The 25494-nt window shown below is 58.8% G+C and carries 26 protein-coding genes; 8 read left to right on the top strand and 18 right to left on the bottom strand.

Going from position 1 to position 25494, the window contains the following annotated elements:
• Positions 1-15 precede the first annotated feature (15 nt).
• Entirely contained in the window at positions 16-1263 is a 1248-nt protein-coding gene (traF, locus tag LG327_RS00850) for a conjugal transfer protein TraF (RefSeq protein WP_404364826.1), read from the bottom strand.
• Between the two features lie 401 nt (positions 1264-1664).
• Between traF and LG327_RS00845 the strand changes: the two genes are divergently transcribed.
• The gene (locus tag LG327_RS00845; RefSeq protein WP_404364824.1) at positions 1665-2825 is read left to right on the top strand and encodes a flagella assembly protein FlgT middle domain-containing protein; all 1161 of its coding nucleotides are present in this window, start codon (positions 1665-1667) and stop codon (positions 2823-2825) included.
• Positions 2826-2884: 59 nt separating this feature from the next.
• On the opposite strand, the gene LG327_RS00840 is transcribed toward LG327_RS00845, so the two are convergent.
• From LG327_RS00840 to yegQ, 9 genes are all read right to left on the bottom strand, one after another.
• On the bottom strand, positions 2885-3349 hold the full coding sequence (locus LG327_RS00840) for a SufE family protein (protein ID WP_404364823.1): 465 nt from the start codon (positions 3347-3349) through the stop codon (positions 2885-2887).
• On the bottom strand, positions 3350-3892 hold the full coding sequence (gene sufT / locus LG327_RS00835) for a putative Fe-S cluster assembly protein SufT (protein WP_404364821.1): 543 nt from the start codon (positions 3890-3892) through the stop codon (positions 3350-3352).
• Positions 3893-3933: 41 nt separating this feature from the next.
• On the bottom strand, positions 3934-4287 hold the full coding sequence (locus LG327_RS00830; protein WP_404364819.1) for a HesB/IscA family protein: 354 nt from the start codon (positions 4285-4287) through the stop codon (positions 3934-3936).
• 13 nt (positions 4288-4300) lie between these two features.
• A complete protein-coding gene (locus tag LG327_RS00825; RefSeq protein ID WP_404364817.1) occupies positions 4301-5554 on the bottom strand; it encodes an aminotransferase class V-fold PLP-dependent enzyme in 1254 nt (417 codons plus the stop codon).
• A 6-nt stretch (positions 5555-5560) separates the two neighbouring features.
• On the bottom strand, positions 5561-6847 hold the full coding sequence (gene sufD, locus LG327_RS00820; protein WP_404364815.1) for a Fe-S cluster assembly protein SufD: 1287 nt from the start codon (positions 6845-6847) through the stop codon (positions 5561-5563).
• 11 nt (positions 6848-6858) lie between these two features.
• The gene (sufC, locus tag LG327_RS00815) at positions 6859-7617 is read right to left on the bottom strand and encodes a Fe-S cluster assembly ATPase SufC (RefSeq protein ID WP_404364813.1); all 759 of its coding nucleotides are present in this window, start codon (positions 7615-7617) and stop codon (positions 6859-6861) included.
• A gap of 52 nt (positions 7618-7669) precedes the next feature.
• Positions 7670-9118, bottom strand: coding sequence for a Fe-S cluster assembly protein SufB (gene sufB / locus LG327_RS00810; RefSeq protein WP_404364812.1), 1449 nt, complete (start codon positions 9116-9118; stop codon positions 7670-7672).
• A 286-nt stretch (positions 9119-9404) separates the two neighbouring features.
• Entirely contained in the window at positions 9405-9857 is a 453-nt protein-coding gene (locus tag LG327_RS00805) for a hypothetical protein (protein ID WP_404364811.1), read from the bottom strand.
• Positions 9854-11161 (bottom strand): tRNA 5-hydroxyuridine modification protein YegQ, encoded by a 1308-nt coding sequence (yegQ, locus tag LG327_RS00800; RefSeq protein WP_404364810.1) that lies wholly within the window; start codon positions 11159-11161, stop codon positions 9854-9856. Before yegQ ends, LG327_RS00805 begins: the two co-directional genes overlap by 4 nt.
• A gap of 153 nt (positions 11162-11314) precedes the next feature.
• Here yegQ and LG327_RS00795 point away from each other — a divergent pair, with 153 nt between their 5' ends.
• A complete protein-coding gene (locus LG327_RS00795; RefSeq protein WP_404364808.1) occupies positions 11315-11683 on the top strand; it encodes a helix-turn-helix transcriptional regulator in 369 nt (122 codons plus the stop codon).
• Between the two features lies 1 nt (position 11684).
• Here LG327_RS00795 and fabB read toward each other — a convergent pair whose 3' ends face one another.
• Positions 11685-12899: a beta-ketoacyl-ACP synthase I gene (gene fabB / locus LG327_RS00790; protein WP_404364806.1), complete on the bottom strand. Its 1215-nt coding sequence runs from the start codon at positions 12897-12899 to the stop codon at positions 11685-11687.
• Between the two features lie 10 nt (positions 12900-12909).
• On the bottom strand, positions 12910-13419 hold the full coding sequence (fabA, locus tag LG327_RS00785) for a bifunctional 3-hydroxydecanoyl-ACP dehydratase/trans-2-decenoyl-ACP isomerase (RefSeq protein ID WP_404364804.1): 510 nt from the start codon (positions 13417-13419) through the stop codon (positions 12910-12912).
• 184 nt (positions 13420-13603) lie between these two features.
• On the opposite strand from fabA, the gene LG327_RS00780 reads away from it, so the two are divergent.
• Positions 13604-14119, top strand: a complete 516-nt coding sequence (locus tag LG327_RS00780; RefSeq protein WP_404364803.1) for an SRPBCC family protein — start codon at positions 13604-13606, stop codon at positions 14117-14119.
• Positions 14120-14200: 81 nt separating this feature from the next.
• Here the strand turns inward: LG327_RS00780 and LG327_RS00775 are convergent, their stop codons facing one another.
• The gene (locus LG327_RS00775; RefSeq protein WP_404364801.1) at positions 14201-15385 is read right to left on the bottom strand and encodes an NnrS family protein; all 1185 of its coding nucleotides are present in this window, start codon (positions 15383-15385) and stop codon (positions 14201-14203) included.
• Between the two features lie 170 nt (positions 15386-15555).
• Between LG327_RS00775 and LG327_RS00770 the strand changes: the two genes are divergently transcribed.
• On the top strand, positions 15556-15930 hold the full coding sequence (locus tag LG327_RS00770) for a SirB2 family protein (protein ID WP_404364799.1): 375 nt from the start codon (positions 15556-15558) through the stop codon (positions 15928-15930).
• Here LG327_RS00770 and LG327_RS00765 read toward each other — a convergent pair.
• Both LG327_RS00765 and LG327_RS00760 read right to left on the bottom strand, forming a co-directional pair.
• On the bottom strand, positions 15927-17090 hold the full coding sequence (locus LG327_RS00765; RefSeq protein ID WP_404364797.1) for a cytochrome P450: 1164 nt from the start codon (positions 17088-17090) through the stop codon (positions 15927-15929). The genes LG327_RS00770 and LG327_RS00765 overlap by 4 nt on opposite strands.
• 192 nt (positions 17091-17282) lie before the next feature.
• Positions 17283-18413, bottom strand: coding sequence for an NnrS family protein (locus LG327_RS00760; RefSeq protein ID WP_404364795.1), 1131 nt, complete (start codon positions 18411-18413; stop codon positions 17283-17285).
• A 225-nt stretch (positions 18414-18638) separates the two neighbouring features.
• Between LG327_RS00760 and LG327_RS00755 the strand changes: the two genes are divergently transcribed.
• Together LG327_RS00755 and LG327_RS00750 are read left to right on the top strand one after the other, a co-directional pair.
• Positions 18639-19634 carry a peptidase U32 family protein gene (locus LG327_RS00755; RefSeq protein WP_404364793.1) on the top strand — a complete coding sequence of 332 codons (996 nt, stop codon included), beginning with the start codon at positions 18639-18641 and terminating at the stop codon, positions 19632-19634.
• A 15-nt stretch (positions 19635-19649) separates the two neighbouring features.
• Positions 19650-20552 carry a U32 family peptidase gene (locus tag LG327_RS00750; RefSeq protein WP_404369561.1) on the top strand — a complete coding sequence of 301 codons (903 nt, stop codon included), beginning with the start codon at positions 19650-19652 and terminating at the stop codon, positions 20550-20552.
• 91 nt (positions 20553-20643) lie between these two features.
• On the opposite strand, the gene LG327_RS00745 is transcribed toward LG327_RS00750, so the two are convergent.
• Together LG327_RS00745 and LG327_RS00740 are read right to left on the bottom strand one after the other, a co-directional pair.
• Entirely contained in the window at positions 20644-21198 is a 555-nt protein-coding gene (locus LG327_RS00745; RefSeq protein WP_404364791.1) for an SCP2 domain-containing protein, read from the bottom strand.
• Positions 21199-21201: 3 nt separating this feature from the next.
• On the bottom strand, positions 21202-22617 hold the full coding sequence (locus LG327_RS00740; protein ID WP_404364789.1) for a nitrate/nitrite transporter: 1416 nt from the start codon (positions 22615-22617) through the stop codon (positions 21202-21204).
• Positions 22618-22851: 234 nt separating this feature from the next.
• Here LG327_RS00740 and LG327_RS00735 point away from each other — a divergent pair, with 234 nt between their 5' ends.
• Both LG327_RS00735 and LG327_RS00730 read left to right on the top strand, forming a co-directional pair.
• On the top strand, positions 22852-23310 hold the full coding sequence (locus tag LG327_RS00735; protein WP_404364788.1) for a universal stress protein: 459 nt from the start codon (positions 22852-22854) through the stop codon (positions 23308-23310).
• A 53-nt stretch (positions 23311-23363) separates the two neighbouring features.
• Positions 23364-24860 (top strand): MFS transporter, encoded by a 1497-nt coding sequence (locus LG327_RS00730; RefSeq protein WP_404364786.1) that lies wholly within the window; start codon positions 23364-23366, stop codon positions 24858-24860.
• A gap of 106 nt (positions 24861-24966) precedes the next feature.
• On the opposite strand, the gene LG327_RS00725 is transcribed toward LG327_RS00730, so the two are convergent.
• Complete coding sequence (locus tag LG327_RS00725; RefSeq protein WP_404364784.1) at positions 24967-25371, bottom strand: PaaI family thioesterase; 405 nt, start codon at positions 25369-25371, stop codon at positions 24967-24969.
• Positions 25372-25494: the final 123 nt, after the last annotated feature.

Genomic DNA, 25494 nt, shown 5'->3' with positions numbered 1-25494 from the left:
CCGATTTCCGGTTGCTCAGAATGCAGCACCCAGCTCGATGGCAGCACCAGTGTCTGTATCACTCACCAGTGCCGCAAGATCAACCCTGGCCCCGAACACTGACAGGCCAATGCCCGCGGTGAACTGGGTGTCTTCCTCGATACCATTGTCATCATCGTTGCTGGCCAGGTTCTGACGGGCACCGACTCTCAGCTGCGCATAGCGGAAGGCGTCGAACTCGGCGCCGACGGCTACCCACTGGGTATCATCGCCATAGCCGAAGGCTTCCCGTTTGGTCAGGTCAATTTCAGCCGTAACCACATGCAAGTCGCCGGAATGGGCGATGCCGGCTGTTATTCTGGGGTCGAGCTCAAAGTTCCGTCCGCTGACCGAATCCAGATCCATGGGGATCAGGTTGCGCACCGCAAGGCCGGTGTTCCATTCGCGGTTCTCGCCGAAGGCATAGGCGAGGCCCAGATCCAGGTTGAAGCCGCTGTCGTCTGTTTCGTTTTCATCATCCGTGGCATCGTCGTCCTCAAAAGAACTGACTTTCTCCACGTGTTCAAATGTTCGCAGCTGAACATATTTTGGGGCAACGCCGGCCTCTACTGAGTTGCCGTTGGACAGTTCAAAAGACCGGGCGAAGCTGACCCCGAACTCAGCAATGGAACTGGCCAGTACAGTCCCGTTGGAGCTCAGGTTGTCCCCCAGATTTCGACCTTCGAGGAGAACGTCCGTCACGGTGCCATTTTCAATATCTTCCAGGTCTTGCAGATCCTGGTCGGAGATGTTGCCGCGGACGGTTGCCCTGACGGTAGCAGCAGCGAAAACACCAATGGACACAGTGTCCATGGGAATGGCGAGGCTCAGACCGAGACCCGCGTCGGCCCTCATGGTGTCACGATTGAGCGCGCTCAGTTGCTGGCGCAGTTCGCCGGCGCCTGTCTGGACTCCCGGTACATCGCTGTTGTTGGCGCTTGCTTCAATTGTATCAATCGTGTCCTGGATATCATCGATCTGATCAATAACGTCTTCATCGTCCGCCACTCGCACATTCAGGGAGGGCAGAATCACGCCAAAATCATCAGACCACTCATGGTGCTTCGAAGCCAGCATGGCAGGGTTGGCGATGTTGGCTGTTGCCGGGTGCGCGACAGCCACCCCGGTTCCGCCCATGGCGAATGAGCGGGCAGTGTTGAATGGCTGGGCGCTTGCAAGGGCAGAGGTGGTCGCAACCGAAAGGCTGATGGCCAGGGCAAGACGCGAAACCGGGGATGAAATCATTTGACGGAAACTCCGTGATTGTTCTTTTGGTAGAAATTGTCTGGCCTGCGGAATCCTGTGCAGGTGAACCGGAACAGGTTCACAATCTAGGTTAACGCAAGCCCTTGATTTGCTCATGGGTTACGGGGTTACGAATTGTCGGTCCTTTGTAAACACGGATGGTTTTCCGGATGGTTTTCGCAGAAAAGCGGCAGAATTCTGCCTTCCTCTGTGTTCCGGGGGCCCGCGCGTCTTTTTTTGGTCCGGCTTTCTGTCAGTATCTGGCAGCCCTGTCAGGAGTTTTGGCGGGTGTGGCCCTTGTGGCACGAATCTTTCATGTATCCGCTAAAATCTTCTGGAAGGCGGCCAGGCTGTTCCCTTCCCGTAACCGTGCACATGAGCTCCCGAGTGGAGGCAGGTCAATGAGTCCCAGCATTACCAGAACTTATCTCCAGCCAGCGGTTGTTTCGCTGCTGCTTCTCGGCGGTCTCCCGCTGAGCGCCAGTGCCTCTGAAGCAGAGTCTTTGCCGGCGAACGTGGTTTCGTCTCCTGCTCCGGATTATCCCGACCCGGATATACAGGTTGCGTCCCTGGAGGAAGAGCCCTATCCCGTTCATATGGTGATTTCCAAACCCGTCGATGCCGACCGCAAAAGGCTTGAGGAGCTGAAAGCGGCCATGGAGCAGGATGACAGCGAGGAGGCCTTTGCTCCAGGTCTGCGTTGCCCCGGGGAGGATGCCCAGCGCTACAGGAAGCGTGTCAGTGTTGCGGGCTTTGCCCTGGAGACGCGCACCCAGGCGTCAATGGGAAATCTGTTCAGCGCCGAGCACGAAATGCCGGCCATGCTTTACCAGCACCTGCTGACCTCCGGCGAAGTTCAGCCGTATTTCGTTCCGGGCCGGCAGATGTATGCCAGCCTCGACTCTGCGCCCACCTTCAGCCGGTCAGACAACCGTCTGGAAAAGTTCTCCGGCCTGAGCCGGGAGATGGGTGTCCAGTTTGTGATATCCGGAGTTATCCGAACCGTGGCAGTGGCGGATGAGGACACCTGGGGTACTTCCACCCTGAATACCATCAGGCGCACCCTCAGAGAGAGAAATAAAACCCGGCATTTCGCGGTTGATCTGGCGGTGCACGATGGCTTCAGCGGTCGCGTCGTCATGGAAAAACGTTACGCAACCAGCGGGGAGTGGACGCCGGGCCTTACTGAAAATGTGGGATTTGGTACGGCGGAATTTGCTGCCACCCCCTATGGTGAGGCAGTGGAGAATCTGATTTCGAAGATCTCCGGGGACATAGTCGATACCCTGGACTGCCAGCCGCTGCTGGTCAGGATAACCGAGGCCGATGGCCGCCGGCTTGTTCTGGATGCCGGCGTAAAATCCGGCCTGAAGCCTGGGGACTCTCTCCGGCTGCTTCGCAGTTCCAGCTCCTGGAGCCGGCACGGAGCGCCGCCCGAGTTGCGGGATACCGGAGTTGATGTGGTGCTGAGCCAGGTCACCCTGGATTCGGTGCGGGGCAGTATTGATCAGGAAGTGGGGATGATTAACATCCAGCCGGGGGATTACGCGGTCATCTGGTAAAACCGGACCCCGGGGGCTCGCTGAGTCCGGAGCCGGAGAAACTGCTGTTGATGTGGCTGTTAGTGGGCCACGGCTTCCTTTGCCGCGATATCCCGGATCTTGCCCACCATGGCCCGCAGGCCGTTGCCCCGGGTAGGGGAGATGTGGCGGAAGAGGTCCAGGCGCTCAAACAGCTCGTCGATGTCGGTGCTCAGAAGCTCCCTCGGGGTACGGGCGTTGAGGGCCACCAGGATGATGGCGGCGAGGCCGCGAACGATCATGGCGTCCGAGTCGATCAGCAGGTACATTTTTCCGCTGCTTTCATCCAGATGGTGGGTAAGCCAGACCTGGCTCTGACAGCCATGCACGAAGTTTTGTTCAGTGCGTTCTTCCTGGGGGAAGGGTGGCAACTGTTTGCCCAGGTCAATGATGTAAGCGTAACGCTCTTCCCAGTCGTCCAGAAACTCCAGGTCGGCGATCACGTCATCGATGGTCACGGTGGTGCCCAGCGGATTGTTGCGAAACTGTTCTGCCCTGGTGTCCATTTAAAACATTCCCAGTTCAAGCTTGGCTTCGTCGGTCAGCATGTCGCTGTTCCATGGCGGGTCAAAGGTCAGGTCAACGGTCACCTTGTCCACGTTGGGTACATGCTCCACCTTGCGTTTGACGTCATCGGTGATTACCGGCCCCATGCCACAGCCAGCCGCGGTGAGGGTCATCAGGATCTTCACCTGGTTGCCCTCTTCGGTGCCGTTTTCAATCTGGCAGTCGTAGATCAGCCCCAGGTCCACTACGTTGACCGGAATCTCCGGGTCATAGCAGTTGCGCATGGCCTCCCACACCTGGTTTTCGTTGATGGTGCCGTCAGCAGGAGTCTCAAAGCTGCTTTCCAGCGGCTGCTTGCCCAGGGCGTCAGCGTCGTGACCTTCGATCCGCGCCAGGTTGCCATTGACGGCCACGGTGAAAGTGCCCCCCAGGGCCTGGGTGATGGTCACGAAGGAATCCTCCGGAATCATGATTTCAGTGCCGGAGGGCACAAGGCGGGCCTCCACCTTGCGCTTGGTCAGGACAACTTCCCGTTCTTGCATGACGCTTTCTGGTCTCCTCTGGCGCTGGCCGTGGTGTTCGGTTAAATCACGGCGAAGCTTTCGCCGCAGCCGCATTCAGCGGTGGCATTGGGGTTTCGGAAGTAGAACATGGAATTGACCCCTTCGGTGATGAAGTCAATTTCCGTGCCGTTGACGATGGGCATGTGCTGGCGTTCAACAAAAATGCTGACGTCGTCCACGGTGAACACCTGGTCGTCAGGGCCAGTCTGTTCCACCCACTGGGTTTCGTATTTGAAGCCGGAGCAGCCGCTCTTCTTCACCGCAAGCCGGATACCTTTGGCATCCGGCTTTTTTGCCAGCTGCTTGCGCACGTGGTTGACCGCTGTGGGTGTCATGGTGACCCCGACAGTCGGCGTAAAGGTTTCTGCCGTCATCGAATCGCCTCCATCAAACGAAAAGGCGCTGGATTTTTCGCAGAGCTGCGAACAGCTTTTCCACTTCTTCCAGCGTGTTATAAAATGCGAAGGATGCCCGGGCAGTGCCCGGCACCCCGTAAAAGTCCATCAACGGCATTGCGCAGTGGTTACCGGTGCGGATTTCAATGCCCTGCTGGTCCAGCAGGGTTCCGATATCACTGGGGTGCAAACCGGCAATTTTAAAGGACAGCACCGGCACCTTGTGTGCCGCTGTGCCGATTACTTCCATTCCCGGTACCGTTTCCACCAGGCTGTTTGCCCGTTCCAGCAGGGCGCGTTCGGAAGCTTCCATGGCCGACCTGTCGATGGTGGCCAGGTAGTCTATGGCGGCACCCAGGCCCACAGCTTCCGCTATGGCGGGCGTACCTGCCTCGAATTTGTAAGGCAGTACGTTCCAGGTGGTGCGCTCGAAGGTTACCCGCTCGATCATTTCCCCGCCGCCCTGGTAGGGAGGCATTTCTTCCAGCAGCTGTTCCCGGCCATACAGCACGCCAATGCCGGTCGGGCCGAACAGCTTGTGGGAGGAGAATGCATAGAAATCGCAACCCATGGCCTGAACGTCCGGCTGGAAATGGGGTACTGCCTGGGCGCCGTCAATCACCGTAATGACACTGCGACTCCTGGCCCGGGCGATCAGTTCCTCGACCGGATTGATGGTTCCCAGGGCGTTGGAGACCTGGGTGATGGCCATGATCCTGGTGCGATCCCCCAGCAGGCTGTCGAAGGACTCCATGTCCAGCTCGCCTTTTTCCGTGACCAGCACGGGCACCACTTTCGCGCCTGTGCGCTCAGCCAGCATCTGCCAGGGCACGATGTTGGCGTGATGTTCCATGTGGCTGACCAGTATTTCGTCGCCGGGTCTCAGCTTCGGCGCCAGACCGTTGGCGATCACGTTGATGGCCTCGGTGGTGCCACGGGTCCAGATGACTTCACTGGGGCTCTTCGCGTTCAGGAAGGTTCTGACCTTCTCCCTGGCGCCCTCGAATGCCGAGGTGGCCCTGTCACCCAGGGTGTGGGCGCCACGGTGCACGTTGGAATGGCATTCCCGGTAATAACGGTCCATCGCATCCAGCACGGCGACGGGTTTCTGGGCTGACGCAGCATTGTCCAGGTACACCAGCGGCTTGCCGTTGATGGTCTGGGCGAGAATGGGAAAATCCTGACGGATTCTGTCCACATCCAGCCTTGGGCTGGCTACTGTTTTTGCCTCAGAAAGATCTGACATAGCCGTTCAGGACTCCACGAAGGTCTGTTCAATAAAGTGATTGAGACGTGACTGGGACGTCTCCCTGACTGATGCCACCGGAATCTGCTCGATCAGTTCGTTGATGAAAGCCATGGTGAGCAGCGTAGTGGCTTCACGCCGGCCAATGCCACGGGACACCAGATAGAAGATCGATTCCTGGTTGAGCTGACCGATGGTGGCCCCGTGGGCGCACTTGACGTCATCGGCGTAGATTTCCAGCTCGGGCTTGGTGTCTATCTCGGCGCCGGTGGAGAGCAGCAGGTTCTTGTTGCTCATGTTCGCACTGGATTTCTGCGCATCCTGGTGGATGTGAATCCTGCCATTGAAAATCGCGTGGGACTGGTCCGCGGCGATGTTCCGGTAGGTTTCCTCGCTGTTGCAGTGAGGCGCAACATGCTCAATGGTGGTGTGGTTGTCGTAGTGCTGTTTGCCCTGGGTAACCACTACGCCATTGAGCTTGCACTCCGCTCCCGGACCTTCCAGACGTACCTGCAGGTCGTGACGGCGCAGGGGGCCACCAAAGCCAACGGTGTGGCTTTCAAAGCGGCTGTTGGCTTCAAGTCGGGCGCCGGTAGCGCCGATATGCTGGACGTTTTCGCCATCCAGGGACAGGCGCACGCTGGTCACGTTGGCGCCATCGGCAAGGGAAAATTCGGTCACTGCATTGACCATGGCCGCTTCGGTGCCGCTGCTGATGTATTCTTCCACAAGTGTGATTTTGCTGTGGCGTCCTGCATCCAGATAGATGCGCGGCCAGGCCGAACCGCTGCCCGTGGCGTCAGTTTCGCATATGACGAACAGGGGCTGGTCCAGCACGGCGTCGGCTTTAAGCCGGACAAGCAGACCGTCTTCGAATCTCGCGCTGTTCAGCCGCGCCAGCTGGACTGCGTCGCTGTCCAGAGTGTTGTCGAGGCGCTCGGCGAGCTCACGGGCTTCGTCGTCGTTCAGATCGGCAAAGCGTTTGATCTCGATACCGGCGATGTCCGGATAGTCGCTGGCTTCCGGCACCATGACGCCGTTGCGGAAAACCACATGATAGCCGTCTACGGCGATGGCCGGACCGCCCTTGCCTCCGGCCGGCAGACTTGCAGCCAGAGTCTCATTCAGCTGCAGGTAGCGGCTGGAGTATTTCCAGTTTTCGGTCTTGCGGGTCGGCAGCGGCATGTCCACGAGGGATGTACCCCGTTGCCTGCGCAGCTCCAGCAGGGGCTGCGGCAAAAGCTGGCCTGTCGTCTGGAGAAAGGCGCTGGAAAGCGTTGGTGCTGGTTTCATTCCACCTCTCCTTAGCTGGCTACAGCTTCGTTGATGCCCAGCCAGCCGTAACCGCGCTCTTCCAGTTCCAGTGCCAGTTCCCGGCCCCCGGATTTGACGATGCGACCGCCGGCGAGAACATGGACATAATCCGGCACTATATGGTTCAGCAGGCGCTGGTAGTGAGTCACCATCAGCACGGCGCGATCCCGGGATTTCAGGGCGTTGACGCCATCGGCGACCACCTTGAGGGCGTCGATGTCCAGGCCCGAGTCGGTTTCGTCCAGAATGGCCAGTCTTGGCTGAAGAACCAGCGCCTGCAGGATCTCATTGCGCTTTTTCTCGCCGCCGGAGAAGCCTTCGTTGACACCACGCTTCAGGAAATCTGGGTCAAGGTCCACCTGCTTTGAGGTTTCCCGCGCCAGCTTCATGAACTCGGCCGCATTCATCTCGGGTTCACCCCGGTGACGGCGCAGGGCGTTGACCGAGGTGCGCAGGAACTGCATGTTGCTGACACCGGGAATCTCGATAGGATACTGGAATGCCAGAAAAATCCCCTCCCGGGCCCGCTCTTCGGTTGCCAGTTCAAGCAGGTTCTCGCCGTCCAGCAGGACTTCACCTTCGGTGACTTCGAAGGCCTCGTTGCCCGCCAGAACCTGGGACAGGGTGCTCTTGCCGGAGCCATTTGGCCCCATGATGGCGTGAACTTCCCCGGCCTTGATCTCCAGGTTGATACCCTTGAGGATTTCTTTGCCTTCGACGGAGGCGTGCAGGTTCTTGATGCTCAGCATGGATCGGATTCTCTCTCGTTGCTCGAATTCGGTTCGATTAAACAGCCCGGCCTTACCCGACGGACCCTTCAAGGCTCACTTCCAGCAGCTTGCCGGCTTCCACCGCAAATTCCATGGGCAGTTCCTTGAACACTTCCTTGCAGAAGCCGTTGACGATCATCGAGACCGCCTGTTCAGGATCCATGCCCCGCTGACGGCAGAGGAACATCTGCTCGTCGCTGACCTTGGAGGTGGTGGCCTCGTGCTCCAGAATGGCGCTTTTGTTTTTCGTCTCAATGTACGGAAACGTATGGGCCGCTGAGCGGTCACCGATCAGCAGGGAGTCGCACTGGGTGAAGTTGCGGGCACCTTCAGCCCCCGGGCCGAACTTCACCAGCCCGCGATAGGCGTTGCTGCTGTGGCCGGCGGAAATGCCCTTGGAGATGATGGTGCTGGAGGTGTTCTTGCCCAGGTGGATCATCTTGGTGCCCGTGTCGGCCTGCTGGTAATTGTTGGTCAGCGCCACTGAATAAAACTCGCCTACGCTGTTCTCGCCCCGCAGGATGCAGCTGGGATACTTCCAGGTGATCGCCGAACCGGTTTCCACCTGGGTCCAGGAGATCTTGGAGTTTTTGCCAATGCAGGCGCCACGCTTGGTAACAAAGTTGTAGATGCCGCCCTTGCCGTTTTCGTCGCCGGGATACCAGTTCTGAACGGTGGAATACTTGATCTGGGCATCGTCCATTGCCACCAGTTCCACCACCGCTGCGTGCAGCTGGTTTTCGTCCCGCATGGGGGCCGTGCAGCCTTCCAGGTAGCTTACATAGCTGCCTTCTTCGGCAATGATCAGGGTGCGCTCGAACTGACCGGTGTTGGCGGCATTGATCCGGAAGTAGGTAGACAGCTCCATGGGGCAGCGTACGCCCTTGGGTACGTACACGAAGGTGCCGTCAGAAAAGGTTGCCGCATTCAGGCAGGCAAAATAGTTGTCGCCCACTGGTACCACCGAACCCAGGTATTTCTTCACCAGTTCCGGGTGCTCCTGCACTGCTTCGGAAATGGAGCAGAAAATGACACCGGCTTTGGCCAGCGGCTCCTTGAAGGTGGTGGCAACGGATACCGAGTCAAACACTGCGTCCACTGCCACGCCGGCGAGGGCCGCCCGTTCGTGCAGTGGGATGCCGAGTTTTTCATAGGTGCGCAGCAGCTCCGGATCCACCTCGTCCAGGCTCTGGGGCATGTCTTCCGGACGCTTGGGGGCGGAATAATAGGAAATGCTCTGGTAATCCACTTTCGGATAGTGGACGTGGGCCCACTCCGGCTCGTCCATCTCAAGCCACCGACGATAAGCCTTCAGACGCCAGTCAAGCATGAATTCAGGCTCATTCTTGATAGCTGACAGGCGCCGGATAACTTCTTCGTTGAGGCCGGGTTCAAACGTATCCGCCTCGATGTCAGTAACGAAACCGTGCTGGTATTCCCGCTTGATCAGCTCGTCAACCTGCTTGTCGGTGTTGGCCATGATGTCGCTCCGTAATCTCTCATCTGGGGCTTTTGGCCCGCTGTAGTTCTGGCTGGCATCTGGCTGGCGGCTGCCAGCGGATGCCTCAGATTCATGCTGCGTCAGTGTCGTTGATCTCTGTCGCTATGGCTTGCGCCACAGCATGTACGACCTGGCTGTTGTTATTGAATGATGCTTTTGATGACTGATTGTACAATATCAGACTAAATTAGTCAGGTATTAATTCCGCGCAGGTCGGATTATAGCCCAATCGGGCTGGAGGGCGGTAAGTGGCTTTGCCGGTGGCTTACTGGCCGGGGGACCTTACTGTCTGGTAAAGGTCATCGATGGTGGTGGAATAGCTCACTCCAACCAGTTTCCAGCCATCTTCGGGCTGGTAAAAGGTGAAAGTCCAGGCAATGGCCGCTGCGGCGAACTTCTGCAGCCAGACCACCCGGTGGAAATCATCCGCGATGGCTTCGTGCCGCACCCGTGCGTAGTCCAGGGTTTTGCCCGCCTTGTCCCGGACCTTGCTGAAGTAGACTGAAGCTTCGTCCGCAGATGCATCGAAAGCATCCACGGGCACCCCGAGAAACGGCCGGATGCCTCTGTAGGCAGCATTTATTTCTCCTTCGGCTGCCTTCTCCATGAATTCCCTCGTTTGTTCCGCAAGCGCGGCAGGAGTGGAGAGAGTTTCAGCGTTCACGGGCGCGGCAATGCCCGCAACCACGAGCAGGATCAGGGACAGTCTGGCAATCATGGAGTCTCCCGGTTTAAAAGGCGTGTGAGAAAACAGTGGTCCGTTGCGAGGGGCATGTTCTCAGGCGCGGGCAGCCGCACGTGATGGCCACTGCCTGGGGCACAGCTTAAGGCTTTGCCCTGCAGATTTTCCATGGTCGCCGTCTCAAAGCGGATATTTCCCGAGGGCGTTATGAGCTCCAGGGGGTCTCCCACCGAAAAACGGTTCTTCACATCGACGGTCAGCCACTGGCCATCCCTGCCGGTGATGGCGCCTACCACCTGCTGGGTGCCCAGGGAAGAGGCTCCCTGTTCGTAGTTCTGGAACTCCTGTGGCGGATGCCTGCGCAGGAACCCTTCGGTATAGCCGCGGTTTGAAAGCGCCTCCAGTTCATCCATGAGTTCCATTTTGAAGGGCTGGCCGCTTGCTGCCCCGTCGATGGCCTGGCGATAGACCTGGGTCGTCCGGGCAACGTAGTAATTGCTCTTGGTGCGCCCCTCGATCTTCAGCGAGTGCACGCCCATCCGGCAGAGCTCGGCCACATGCTGGATCGCCCGGAGGTCCCTCGAATTCATAATGTAGGTGCCATGCTCATCCTCGTAGGCGGGGATGTAGCTGCCGGGGCGATTGGGCTCCTCCAGCAGCATTTCCCGGGGCGCGGTTTTCGGTGTTGCGGAGATCAGATCGCCGGTATGGTCATGACTGTGGTTGACTGTTTTATAGTTCCACCGGCAGGCATTGGTGCAGGCGCCCTGGTTGGCGTCCCGATGATTCATGTAACCAGAGAGCAGGCAGCGGCCGGAGTACGCCATGCACAGGGCGCCGTGCACAAATACCTCAAGCTCCATGGCTGGAACCTGCTGGCGGATTTCGCGGATTTCATCCAGCCCGAGTTCGCGGGAGAGGATGACGCGGCTAATGCCTTGGCGGCGCCAGAACTCCACCGTTGCCCAGTTCACTGCATTGGCCTGCACCGACAGGTGGATGGACTGATCTGGCCACTGTTCGCGGACCAGCATGATCAGACCTGGATCGGACATGATCAGGGCGTCCGGCCCGAATTCAATCACTGGTGCCAGATCCCTGAGGTAGCTCCGCACCTTGTCATTGTGGGGCGCAATATTGGATACCACATAGAATGACTTGCCCAGGCTGTGGGCCCGCTGGATGCCGGCACCCAGAGCCTGGGCATTTTTGAAGCTGTTGTTGCGCACCCGTAGCGAGTAGCGGGGCTGGCCGGCGTACACGGCGTCTGCGCCATAGGCAAATGCTGTTTCCAGATGTTCTGGCGTGCCGGCGGGGGCAAGGAGTTCAGGGCTAGGCATCGGGGGTTTCCGGGGTTGGCAGGATCGGGGTGCCCATTCTGCCTGTAATCGCTCTGTTTTAAATTGATCAGACTCAATGTTGGGAATTACTATTTTCAGCTAACATGTGTACGCTGTTTTTCACAATGCAACGGATTTCAGGGAGGTCATGAAATGGGTCCTGATACACAGGCAGCCCTTGCTTTCAGTCGGAGGGTCAGGGCATTGATTGCCGACAGCCTGGCTGGGGGGCGGGTAGGGGTGGAAGCCGTGGCATCCCGGCTCAGTATGAGCCGGCATACCCTTTACAAAAAACTCAAGGAAGAGGATCTGACGTTTTTTGACCTGCTGAACGAAGTGCGCAGGGAAAGAGCCCTGCATTATCTCAGGGAGCGTGAGCGTTCGCTGGCAGAGGTGGCAGAACTGCTGGGTTTCTCCGAACTCAGTGCGTTCAGCCGCGCCTTCAAGCGCTGGATGGGCAAGCCGCCGGCGCAGTTCCGCTCCCAGGTTTTACCCGGAGCAGAACTGGCCGCAGGACACTGATTCAGCGCGGCTGGCTGAACACCAGGGTGGCGTTGGTTCCGCCAAAACCGAAGCTGTTGCTCATCACAAGGGGCAGGGACGCGTTGTCCTGACGTTCCCGCACGATTGGATAGAGGGCGGCGTCCGGATCCAGGTTTTCGATGTTGGCGGACGGGCAGATAAAGCCGTTCTGCTGCATGAGCAGGCTGTAGATGGCCTCGTGTACCCCGGCCGCGCCCAGCGAATGGCCGCTCAGCGGTTTGGTGGAGCTGAGCGGCGGCATGGTATCGCCAAACACTTCCTGAATGGCTTTGAGCTCCGTCACGTCCCCTGCGGGCGTGCTGGTGCCATGGGTGTTTATATAGGCGATGTTTCCGTCAAGCCCGGCCATGGCCTGCTGCATGCAGCGCACCGCGCCCTCTCCGCTGGGTGCAACCATGTTGGCACCGTCTGAGGTGGCACCGAATCCGACCAGCTCGGCAAGAATTGTGGCCCCACGGGCCTCTGCATGCTCCAGCGCTTCCAGTACCAGGGTTCCGCCGCCCCCGGATATGACAAAGCCGTCCCGGTCCGCATCGTAGGTGCGGGAAGCCTTCTGCGGTGTGTCATTGTATTTGGTGGACAGCGCGCCCATGCCGTCAAACAGCAGGCTCAGGGTCCAGTGGATGTCTTCGCCGCCGCCCGCGAACATGACATCCTGGCGGCCCAGGGCAATAAGATCGGCGGCATGGCCTATGGCGTGGGCGCTGGTGGCGCAGGCCGAGGTGATCCCGTAATTGACGCCGCGGATACCGTATGCGGTGGAAAGGCAGGCATTGATGGCACTGCCCATCACCCGGGGAACCCGGTAGGGACCGACCTTGCGAATGCCTTTCTGCCGGTGGGTGTCGATGGCGTCCATCAGTTCGACCGTGGACGCACCGCCTGTCCCCATGATGATGCCGGTCGAGTTGGCCTGGATCTGCCTGTCCGTCAGACCTGCCTGCTCTATGGCCTCCTTCATGGCAAGGTAGGTATAGCCAGAGGCCGGGCACATGAACCGCATCAGCTTGCGGTCGATCAGTTCGGCGAGGTCCAGATTGATCTGTCCGCATATCTGGCTGCGAAGACCGGCATCTCTCGCCTCCTCGCTGAAACCTATGCCGGACGTGACCTCCCGCAGGGATCGGGTGACTTCATCCCTGCTGGTTCCGAGGCTGGAAACAATGCCCATGCCGGTGATGACAACACGACGCATGATTTCGCTCCTAGAAGTTTTCAGTTGAAGTAAACAGGCCAACGCGGAGATCTTTGGCGGCGTAGATTTCTTTTCCGTCCACCTCCATGATGCCATCGGCAATGGCCATGTTGAGCTTGCGCCTGATGACACGCTTGATGTCCAGGCGATAGGTGACCAGCTTGTTGTCTGGCAGCACCTGGCCGGAAAACTTCACTTCTCCGGCCCCCAGGGCTCGACCCTTGCCTTCAGCACCGACCCAGCCCAGGTAAAACCCCACCAGTTGCCAGAGCGCATCCACTCCGAGGCAGCCAGGCATGACGGGATCACCGACGAAATGGCACTTGAAAAACCAGAGGCCCGGGTGAATGTCCAGCTCGGCTACAATGCTGCCCTTGCCATAGGCGCCGTCGCTGTCGTTGATATGGGTGATGCGGTCAAGCATCAGCATTTCATCGACAGGAAGCTGTGGGCCGCGCTCGAAGAGCCGCCCATGCCCACACTCGATCAGGCCGGCCTTGTCAAAGTGATCTGGGTACATAGATCTGGTATTCCCTGCAACGTATTTACTCAAAGTCTAGCAGCATTGAGGGGAGAGGCTATTGACCATTGGTTGCAATGTTTCTCCTGTCATCGCGGGAGCCGGCCTGGCCTTGACGGTGGTCAATGCTCCGGGCGGCTCTCCACGGTAGCGTTTCATCATAACCTGTGAAGTGGAGAACGTGATGTCAGAAGTGCTGAAGGACTGGGGGGCTCTCAGCCCCGAGAAAAACCGCGTCCGGGTTCGCCTGGAGCGGGAATTTGACCATGATACAGAGCGGGTCTGGACCATGTTGACCGACCCTGCCTGCCTCGCCAACTGGCTGGCCCCGGGCACCATTGATCTGCAGCCAGGCGGGGAGGTCAAGCTTGATTTCGGGATGAGTGGCACTCCCATTGATTCCCGGGTGAGAGCCATCCGCACTGGTCGGCTGCTTGAATATTCCTGGAGTGCCGGAGACGATCCGGAGCGACCCCTGCGGTGGGAGCTGGAGCCAGTGCCCGGCGGGACAAGGCTCTCGCTGACCCTTCTGCTGCCTCACGATCACCGGGTCGCCCTCTCCTCTGCAGGCTGGGACGCTCACCTGGAAATGCTTGCCGCGGCGCTGGAAGGCATCAGTATTCACTTTCCCGCGGACCGTTTCCGTGAGGCCAGGGCGGCATTCACCGAACTGGCGCAACAGCTCCCACAACAGGCCTGATCAGTTTCCCTGAATTGCAGTCTGACAGATATTCCAACTGAAACAGCGAGGGCGGCCAGTGGCCGCCCTCGCTGTTTCAGCTCAGCCTTCCCTGCCATCCGGTCGTGGTCGCGCCAGAATCCCTGCGTAGCGCACCAGGAAAATGCCGTAGGCGAGCAGCCACAGAAGAGCGCTGATGCCGATACCCGCCTGCCAGGACACCAGATTGAACGCGGTAACCACTCTGACCAGGGCCGCAAGGTGGATGGCGACGAAGGCGAGGACCATGCCCTTTGGCAGGACCAGCGGCCGCCCGGTGTGGCCCAGGGAGACCCGTGCAATCACCCCGAGGATGAGGCAGCCAACCGCACCTGTGCCAGCGGCGTGGGTCCAGGCGTTGGACGGCCATTCCGCCACAAGTGTGCCGGCCAGCAGTATCAGCGACACCGGTACCCAGAGGATGGACAGATGAAGAATCCACAGCAGAGGGTCGCTACGCACCAGCCAGCCTTTCCACCCCGCCAGCCGGATAAGCATGAGAACGGCTGCAGAGGTGGCCAGTACCGCCGCCAGCCCGTGCAGACCGCCCACAAGGACCAGCATCAGCAGAATCATGTTCACCAGCACTGCAAGGTCCAGGCGCGGGTTTATCTTGACCAGGCTGGCATCTTTGCCTCTCTGGCGTAGCCAGCCAGCCGAGAAGGCCGGGGTGATGCGTCCGCCGACGATACTGATCAGGGCCAGGGCCATGATCAGAGCCCCGTAGCTGAAGGCAGGGTCCAGCTGGGTGACGAAGCCGATCTGCATTGCCCAGAGCAGGCCCAGCACTAACAGTATCAGGAGCTGGCGTTTCTGTTTTGCTGCCCAGACCCGCCATCCCGCATCCAGCATGACCAGTGGCAGGAAGGCCAGATTGACTCCCTGAACCAGCCATTCAGGAAGCTCGGCCCCGAACGCGAGCAGCCCCCGGCCTGCCAGCCATACGCCCCAAAGCAGCAGAAGCCGGATGCCATGGGTGCGCTCTGTCTGGGTCCATACGCACACCGCAGTGAGCAGGAAGCCGGCAATGGCGGCAGAGAGGAAGCCAAACAGCATTTCATGCTGGTGCCAGAACAGTCCTGGCATGGCGAGTGGCAGATTTATGGCACCGGATACCTGGAGAATCCAGAGCGGAATGGCGAGCATCCCCAGCAGGGTCATGGAGAGGAAAAAAATCCGGAACGGGTAGGTGAATAACTGGCTCAGGGATGCCGACGGTTCTGGGCGATCGGTCGGAATGGCTTGCATGATGATGCTCCGGCGTCTGGTATTCGGAAGGTCATAACATCTATGGTAGATAAATGTTTATCCGTTTACCATACCGCTTCAGGGGTACTTTTTCCCGGAGTTTTTTGCGATATTCTGGCCCGTCATGGTCCCACCCCCGTAATGACGGGCCAGACAGAAGGAGTTTACCCATGAGCAGTTATCTGGTCCTGAAGACCATTCATATGGGCGCAGCCTGGCTGACCGTGGCGCTGTTCGGCCTCCGGCTGCTTATGGATGCGATGGGGCGTCCCGGATGGCGCAACACGCCTCTGCGCTGGATTCCCCACGCCAATGACACCCTGCTGCTGGCAGCTGCCATAGGCCTGCTGTTCGTCACCGGCTGGATGCCCTTTGTCCATCACTGGCTGACCGCCAAGGTGATTCTGCTGGTGGGCTACATAGTGGCTGGAATCTTTGCCCTGAAGCCCGGCCTGGGTCTGCAGACCCGGCTTGTTGCCAGCGTGCTGGCGCTGGTTCAGATAATGGCAATTTTCCACCTGGCTATTACCAGGCCGGCATTCTAGAAGACTTTTTCGGCAATCACCGGAAGAAAACTGAATCCTCCAGCGGGATAGACGGCCCGTCTGGACCGCTGACCTTCTGCCATGCGAATCGAATCGGTGCCAGCCAGCAGTTCCTCCATCACCATCCGGAGTTCCATCCTCGCCAGGCCCGCGCCCGGGCAGACATGAATGCCGGCCCCATAGAGCAGATTGTTGTCGGCATTCTGTTCCGGTTGAAAATCGTCCGGATCACCGAAAATCTCCTCATCCCGGTTTGCCGATGCCCACAGCAGAGTAATTTTTTCCCCCGGAGCCAGGGTGCGGCCGCCAATTTGCACCTCCCGGGTGGTTACGCGGCGGTTGGAGATCAGCGGGGCATCCATTCTGAGAATTTCATCGATGGCTCCAGGCAGACGGTCTGGATTCTGTCTCAGTTCATTCTGGAGGTCCGGTCGCTCAGCCAGGTAGCTCGCAAGAATGGAAACGCTTGCGGAGATGGTGCCCAGTTCCCCGACGGTCCAGTTGCGCACAATGCTCACGATTTCCTCATGGCTGAGGAGCCGGCCGTCCAGGGTCTGATTCATCAGGCCGGTGGTAACGTCCGTCGCATCCTCATTGCCGGCCTGACGCCGGCTATCCAGAATCTCCGTGATATAACCGTCAAACTCCCGGGCAATATCTGCCATGGCGCTCCGGTCCCGGGCCAGGGTCGCGCGAAGATTTTTTGTCACCCATGCCTGCAGCGGGCCATGGAGACTGTCTGGCCAGCCCATGAAGGCACACTGAATGCGCAGAGCAAAGAGCTGGCTGAAATGCTCCACAAGATCAAAAGCCTCGCCGTCCGGTATTTCTGAAACCAGTTGCCGGGCAATGTCCCGGCAGTCGGGTTCGAAGGCGACCAGCCTTTCATGAGAGAACCAGGTTTCGATCAGGCTTCGGTAACGACCGTGCTCCGGTGGATCCATACCGTTGGGGACGGACAGGTGGCTGGAGACCGTATTGCTGAATGTATCGTGGTCCCCCAGGACGCGCAGGACATCTCCGTGGCGGAACAGGGTCCAGTTCTGATAGTTGCTCCAGGCGACCGGGCATCTCCGGCGCATGGTGTCATAGGCATCGAGCTGGTTGGTCAGGATACTGTCGGCTCTTGGATCCCAATCGGGAGCGTGAGGGTCATTCACGGATTTCGTCTCCATAAGCTGCAAGAGAGATAGTCGATACCATCCAGCCATTACTACGATCCAGCCATTACCACCATCTAGCCATAACTGCACGACCGGATGCGGATCAAAGTCTATCTCTGGTGGCCGCATCCTGCATGGAGAAATATCAAGGGGTATAACACCGGTCGCCAATAACTGTCAGAGCCCGGCTTAACTCGCTGTCAGCTTCATGGGCATGGCAAGACGAACTCCGAGTGCCAGAAAAGCCAGACCCCAGCAGCTGGCTGACAGCCACAGAAGCCCAGGTTCTGAAAACGGCTGTGTCCCCGCCATAAACCGGGCGATGGCGGAGAGAGAGACCAGTGAAACCATGGCCCATACCCACAAGCGGGGAGGCGGTTTTCGGCGAGCGCGCTGAAAGTACAGGCGCAGGGTAACCGCAGAAGAAAGACTGCCCAGCCCTCCTGTGGTAATCAGGTGCAGGCTTGCAGCTGGCGGGTCTCCGGCGAGCAGGGTCAGGCCGGTTGTGCCAGCGCCAACCGATAACCACAGATAGCCTATGCCCAGAGCAATCAGGTCTGGACGCTCCGGGCAGAGCCAGAGTTGCCAGCGCAGGGTGCGGATCAGAATCAGCAGGGAGGCGACGAGCAGGGTCATGCCCGATGCCGGCGCAAGGCCCGGTATCAGGATGAACACAGCGGCAGCTGCCAGTAAAATGATCAGCGCAGCTTCAATACGGGGCTGCACCCGGGCTTCAAGGGGTATGCCTTTCTTCTCCAGGGTTCCTGCCGCTGCGGGGGCAATGATCCGTCCTCCCATGAATGTCATTAGCAGTAACAGGCAGAGAATCGCGAAGTGCATCAGTTGTCGCTGATCAGGAAGCTGCTCCCCGAACAGCTGGCTGAGCCAGGGGGATGCCTGCCAGACCAGAGGAATCAGGCAGGTCACAAGAATCAGCGGGCCGACCATCCGGTTTCGCCATTTCTTCGCTGCACTGAATCGAGGCACTGCCAGCCAGGCCAGGGTGAGAGCAAATAGCGGGTCCAGTATCATTGCTGTCCAGCTGTCGGGGCTCAGGAGCCAGGCGATACGGGTAGCCAGCCAGAGCCCTCCGAGAGATAACACGATGACCGGTGGCTGCGGGCCAAGGGTATATCCCGCAATAAGAGCCAGTGCGAAACCAAACAGCAATTCGTGACCGTGACCTGCTCCCAGCAACCCTGGCGGCCAGCCCGTCCCTGACTGCACGGCCCACACCGATAATGGCACAGTGATCGCCGCGAGAAAGGCCGCGGCGGGGAAAAACAGGCGGAAGGTCTGGATTTTTCTGGCTCTGGCCATGCTCCGGATTCCTCGCCTTCTTTTGCCTGTGACATGGTGCTGGCCTTGTTGGGACACGGGCATCAGTGTTTCATCACCAATGATGCCAGTGAAATGACTTAAGTCATTAATGCCTGACTGTATCTTTGATAAATGACGCCCAGCTTTTTTCTGCTGACAATGATCAAGGTGCCTGTCGCGACGGACGGTTAAGGTTGGCTTTATCGTGATTGCGGAGCAGAAGCCATGGAACTTGTCTGCCCGGCAGGCAGCCTGCCGGCCCTTAAAGAGGCGGTCGACAACGGTGCCGATGCGGTCTATCTCGGCTTCCGGGACAGTACGAATGCCCGTCAGTTCGCCGGTCTGAACTTCAATGAAAAACGGGCGGCAGAGGGTGTCGATTATGCCCGTCAGCGAGGCTGCCGGGTCTTCTGCGCTATAAATACCTATCCTCAGCCTGATGGCTGGAACCAGTGGACAGCGGCAGTGGACCGGGCAGCTGGCCTTGGTGTTGATGCCATCATTCTGGCAGACATGGGGCTGCTGGATTACGCCGCCCGCCGCCATCCGGATACCTCCCGCCACCTTTCCGTCCAGGGCTCGGCCACCAGCTATGAAGCTCTGCGTTTTTACAAGGATGCCTTCGACATCCGCCGGGCGGTTCTGCCCCGGGTGCTCTCTCTTGACCAGGTTCGGGGAGTAGCCAGACACAGCCCGGTGGAACTCGAGGTATTTGCCTTTGGCAGCCTCTGCATCATGGCGGAGGGCCGGTGCTATCTGTCCTCCTATCTGACCGATGAATCCCCAAATACCCGGGGCGCCTGCTCTCCGGCCAAAGCCGTGCGCTGGGAGGAAACCTCCGCAGGTCTGGAGTCGCGGTTGAACGGGGTTCTTATCGACCGCTACGGGCCCGGCGAGCCGGCGGGTTACCCGACTCTGTGCAAGGGACGATTTGAGGTGGAGGGCAATGTCTATCACGCCATCGAGGAGCCAGTGAGCCTGAGCACCATGGATCTGCTGCCGGAGCTCAAGGCGTTGGGCATTAGCGCCGTCAAGATCGAGGGTCGCCAACGCAGTCCCGCCTACATCGCTGATGTGGCCCGAACTTGGCGCCAGGCGCTGGATGGACTTGAGGGAAACCCCGGAAACTTTGAGGTGGCTCCGGCCTGGAGGGAAACCCTTTCCGGCTTGTCAGAGGGTGGCCTGACCACCCTCGGCGCCTATCACCGTAAATGGAAGTGAAGGAATGGAGGACCGATAATGAAGCTTTCTCTTGGACCCATTCTCTGGTTCTGGTCCCGCCAGACAGTTTTTGGGTTTTACGCCCAGGCAGCTGAGTGGCCGGTGGACACCATTTATCTCGGTGAAACAGTCTGCTCTCGCCGCCGTGAACTCAAGCCAGCGGACTGGTTTGCCCTGGCGCGGGATCTGAAAGCCTGCGGCAAGGAAGTGGTTCTTTCCACCCAGACGCTGATCGAGTCCGAGGCAGATCTCCGTGGCCTGCGCCGGCTCTGTGAGCAGAACGATTTTCTGGTGGAGGCCAACGACCAGAGTGCCCTGCAGCTTGTCTGCCAGCAGGGTATTCCGTTTGTTACCGGGCCTTCCATGAACACTTACAATACGGCCACCCTGAAATTGCTGGCTGAAAAGGGGCTGAAAAGATGGTGCCTGCCTGTGGAGCTTTGCCGGGATACCCTCCTTCGAATGATCGGGGAACTGGAACAGGACGGGGTGGATCTGCCGGCGGAGGTTTTTGCCTGGGGGTTTCTGCCACTTGCCTGGTCTTCCCGATGCTTTACCGCCAGGCACTATAACCTGCCCAAGGACAACTGTGAGTTTCGTTGCCTGCAGCATCCGGACGGCCTTGAACTGAGATCCAGGGAGTCCCGGGAGCTGTTCCGCATTAATGGCACGTCTACTCTTTCCGGTAGTCGTTATGACTTGATGCGTCAGTTGCCGGAGATGGCGGAGATGGGTGTGAAGACTGTTCGGCTGAGCCCGGAATATCAGGGCATGGAGGAGGTGGTCCGACGGTTTGATCAGGTGCGGGGAGGGGAGCGCCCTTCGGCTGATCCTCTGGCTCTGGTTGAGGCTCCGCCGTGCAATGGCTACTGGTATGGCCGACCCGGGATGGATCTGGTGCCTGGGAGTGGTTTGTAATCAGTAGAGGTACGAGTTTAACTCCCAAGTAAGAGCTGGCGGGAGCAGGGCGTTCCAAAACTGTCGGAGGCCAGGGATGGCCGGAGACAAGCTACAGGGATGTACTGGGGGCGTGTTTTGGAACGCCCTGCTCCCGCCAGCTTGGCCCAGGCACCAGAGTTCGAAAATCCCACTCCAGACTGTCCAGAAGATTCTTGATCCCGAGTCCAAGCTCGGTATCCCCCTCAATCATCAGCCGCCGCTGGAAGAACAGCTGGTCCGGATCCTGTCTGCGCTCTGCCAGAGTCCGGAAGGCGGACCAGGAGCCGCGGATGGTGGTCTCCCCAGGGCCTTCCACAACGCGAAGCCGCCCGCACCAGAAGCCCAGCGTTATCCCAGGCTGTCCGCCATCGATCTCAAGGCGGATGCACCGGCCCTCGAAGTCATCAAACTCGCCCTCGGTAATGGCCCGCGCGAATACCCGGTTCAGGGGTGCTTCGGCCAGAAGCTGTTTCACCGGAACCGGAATTCGCTGGTCTATGGCACCCACCAGGGGAGCCGGCGAAGGGGCGTATTCCCTGAGAACCGCAAGAAGCTGGCCAACCAGGGGGTCCGAAGACAGACGCCCAGGGAGTGACATTGCCGGAAGTGACGGGAAAATATGCATGGGTCAACCCTGTTGGTTCTGGTTCGGCGTTGAGAGCTCGGGAAGATCTGTTTGCTCTTCGTGGTGTCCCCATTCCACACGTTCGGCTTTGCGGATCGAGTGATGCATCCACAGCAGGGCGCAGGCAACGATCGCGAAGAGCAACATGAAACAGCTTTGCCAGATTCCCGTTGTGTCACTGAGCAGACCGAATCCCAGCGGCAGTAAAAACCCCCCAAGGCCACCGATCAGGCCGGTTATGCCGCCGACCGCACCAACGTGGTGGGGATAGTAGAGCGGAATGTGTTTGAACACGGCGGCCTTTCCCAGGGACATGAAAAAACCGAGAGTGAAGATGAGCAACATGAAACCCCAAAGACCCATCTCAATGCGGAAACTGATGTCTCCGTCGACCGCGGGAATCACATACCCGGTGGGCGGGTAACTGAGCAGAAAAGTGCAGACAAGGGAGCCGCCAAGAGCCCAGTACATGATGCGGCGTGCGCCATATCGGTTGGAAAGCCAGCCGCCCGGGATGCGAAAAAGGGCTGCGGGAATCGTATAGAGGGCTGCTGCCATGCCGGCAGCGACAATACCCAGACCGTAAACCTCCATCAGATAGTGGGGCAGCCAGAGTGCCAGCGCCACAAACCCGCCAGACACAAAGAAATAATACAGTGAGAAGCGCCAGACCCGGATGTCACCGAGCGGTGCCAGTTGCTTCAGTAATGGTCGGGAATGACGTTTTCCCTCTTTCGCCCGCGGATCATCCCTGGCGAACAGTAAAAAGCAGATGCCCATGACGGCCAGGATTGCCGCATATACCTGGCCGGTAGCCTGCCAGCCCAGCGCGATCAGCAGCAGGGGAGCTGCAAGGCTGGTCAGCCCTGCGCCCGCATTGCCTGCGCCAAGTACTCCCAGGGCGGCATTCCGGCGACCCGGTTCAAACCATGCCGCCGTGTAGGTGCTCACTGCCGTAAATGCCCCGCCTGCCAGTCCCATGCCCAGTGCTGCAACCAGAAGCATGGCGTAACTGCTCGCGAGCGTGAGCAGGTAAACGCATGCTGATGTAACCAGCATCAGAAGGCTGAAAGTCCGTCGACCGTCAAAGCGGTCAGCCAGGATTCCGAAAATCAGCCGGCTGATGGCGCCGGTCAGGATGGGCGTCGCCATCAGCAGGCCCAGTTGGGACTCGGACAGACCGAGATCCTGTTTCAGCTGCACCCCAATGATGGAAAGCAGAGTCCAGGCCGCGAAGCACAGGGTGAAGGCCAGTGTAGATAACCCGAGCGCACGGCGTTGGTCTGCCTTTGAGGTTGTCCCATCCACGTTGGTTGACCTCCTGATATTGACGGACAGGGAAGCGGGGATTCTGAGCGCCTCCGGGGCTCCCGCCAGACTTTCAGAATACCAGACCAGGCGCCGGGAGCCCGGGCGCATTGGGGGTACCTCCAAAAGGCAGGAAGTGGGTAGTCACCAGCAGCGGTAACGGCTTCCGGGGGTTAGGCCAGTATCGCCCGGCGGAGGTAAGGGGAGGGTAAGGAGGGGTAGATTTGATTTTTGTCAAAGGGTGCTGGCCACCGCTTGTGGGGTAATCGTGATGGAAATCAATAACGCCCAGTTCTGTCTGGTGGCTAATTCTGTGTGGTGGCTAATGAAAAGGAGCGCCCATCCATGAAGATCATGATTGCCTACGACGGCTCGCGCAATGCAAAGCTTGCCCTTGCCCAGTCCATAACCATGTTCGGAGGTCTGAACCCCAGGCTGACGCTGGCATCGGTTGCCGAAAATCCCCGGGACATCACCTCGGCCAATGAAGACCTGTTCCAGCAGGAACTGGATGAACTGAAACAGTATGTGCAGGAAGCTCTGGAAGTGTGTGAAAAGCATGGTATCCAGGCGGAGAGCCTTCTGCTGGAGGGGGACCCGCGAAAGATGCTGCTCCATGCCACGGAAAAAGTGCACCCCGACATGCTCGTAATCGCCCGCCATAGCGAACAGAAAGATGGCGGCTTCATTGCCCGCTCTCTTACCTATTTCGTCGATGAGCTGGACTACATGACCTTCGGCAGCGTGAGTTCGTTTCTCGCGCGCCGTGTGGAATGTCCCCTGCTGATTCTGCCCAGCCTGTGAGGCCGGACGGAGTGAAGACTTGACTGTTTGCCGTTCTGCCTGAGGAGGCTGAAATGAAAGTTGCAGATGTGTTCCGTGTGAAGAATCCGGAGGTCAGGGCCCTGCACCTGACCTGGATTGCTTTTTTCATTACCTTTTATGTCTGGTTCAACATGGCGCCGCTGGCATCCAGCATGCTGCGGAGCGTGGACTGGTTAACGGCGGATGACCTCCGCCTCTTCGCCATCTGTAACGTGGCGCTGACAATCCCGGCCCGCATTATCGTGGGAATGGCCCTGGACCGCTTCGGCCCCAGACGGGTGTTTTCCGTACTGATGATTGTGATGTCCATTCCGGCACTGGTGTTCGCCTTCGGTAACACCATGACCCAGCTTCTGGTGAGCCGCCTGGTGCTCAGCTCCATTGGTGCCAGCTTTGTAGTGGGCATCCACATGACAGCCATGTGGTTCAAGCCCAGGGATATCGGTTTTGCCGAAGGCTTCTATGCAGGCTGGGGCAACTTTGGCTCAGCGGCGGCCGCCATTACCCTCCCAACCATCGCTTTGCACATGTACGGTGGTGACGATGGCTGGCGCTGGGCCATTGCCCAGAGTGCCATCTTCATGGCGGCTTATGGTGTCTACTACTGGTTTGCCATTACCGACGGGCCTGTTGGTACAGTACACAGAAAGCCCCGCAAGGCAGTGGCGCTGGAAGTCAGCAGCTGGGGTGACATGATCAAACTGATCCTGTGGACCATTCCCCTGGTCGGTGTGCTGGCCATCCTGGTATGGCGTATAGAGAGCATGGGCTATCTGTCCGAAACATGGGCTGCTGTTTGCTATGCCGCCATTGTTGCCGTCGTCTGCTATCAGATCATCCAGATTCTCCGGGTGAACGTTCCCCTTTTGAAAAAGGGTGTTCCAGAGGACGACAAATATCCTTTCAACAGCGTGGCTGCGCTTAACAGCACCTATTTTGCGAATTTTGGGGCTGAGCTGGCGGTGGTGTCCATGCTGCCGATGTTTTTCGAGGAAACCTGGAGCCTTGGCGCCACTGCTGCCGGCCTGATCGCTGCTTCCTTTGCTTTCGTGAATCTGGTTGCCCGCCCCATGGGCGGCCTGGTATCGGACCGAATGGGTAACCGGCGTTTTGTCATGCTGTCCTACATGTTCGGTATTGGCATCGGCTTTGGCATGATGGGGCTGATGAACTCATCCTGGCCGCTGGTTATTGCCGTAGCCATCACCGTGTTCACTTCCTTCTTTGTGCAGGGAGCCGAAGGCGCCACTTTTGGCATCATCCCGTCCATCAAACGGAGGCTGACCGGCCAGATTTCAGGCATGGCGGGGGCGTACGGTAACGTCGGGGCTGTGGTCTATCTGACCATCTTCACCTTTGTCACCCCGACCCAGTTCTTCTACATCATTGCCGCCGGTGCCTTTGTCAGCTGGGTGCTGTGTCTGCTGTGGCTGAAAGAGCCCGAGTCCGGATTTGCGGATGAATACTATGTGTCTTCGGTTGATCTGCAGATAGAAAAAGAGGCGAAGCTTCGGGAGGCGTCTGTCTGATCTGCTGAACCCTCCATCTGAAATCACCGGCCCGTCGGGAGAGATCCTGACGGGCTTTTTCATTTGTGGCCGGCTTGGCTCGCCAACTCAGGGATCAGGGTCAGGGCTACTTTGCCATGATCGTCCCCTGGGCCACCGCGCAGATATAGGGCTCGTCTCCTTCTGTTTCCGCCCAGATCTCGCACTGGCAGGTAGCCAGGCGCTTTCCGGCGGCGGCTGTCTTTGCCTCTGCCCTCAGCCGCTGGGCCTTTGCCGGGCGAACATAATTGATCTTGTATTCGACGGTTACAGCATCACCGAATTCCGCACCGCCGGCAAAAGTGAGGGCGTTGTCCGCCAGATAGCTGACTACCCCACCGTGGACATAGCCATGCTGCTGAAGAAAGTCCTCGCGTACTGGCAGGGTCAGAACTGCCTCACCCGCCGCAAGATGCTCCAGCCCGGTACCCAGAAGCCGGCTGAATGGCTGGGCCTGCAGTATTCTCTGTCCGAGTTCCATGAAATCCTTCATAACTCTGCCCCTTCTCTCTCTTCGTGAAATAATCTGTTCAGCCCCTTGTCCGGCTCCGCCCTTCTGCTGACGAGCGGGACCTACCAGGGGAGACAGAGATTATCGCAAACTCTGGTAAGGGCG

The organism is Marinobacter sp. (assembly GCF_044799475.1).
GTDB lineage: Bacteria > Pseudomonadota > Gammaproteobacteria > Pseudomonadales > Oleiphilaceae > Marinobacter.
The sequence above is the reverse complement of the archived record's forward strand: the minus strand, read 5'-3'. Positions and strand labels throughout refer to the sequence as shown.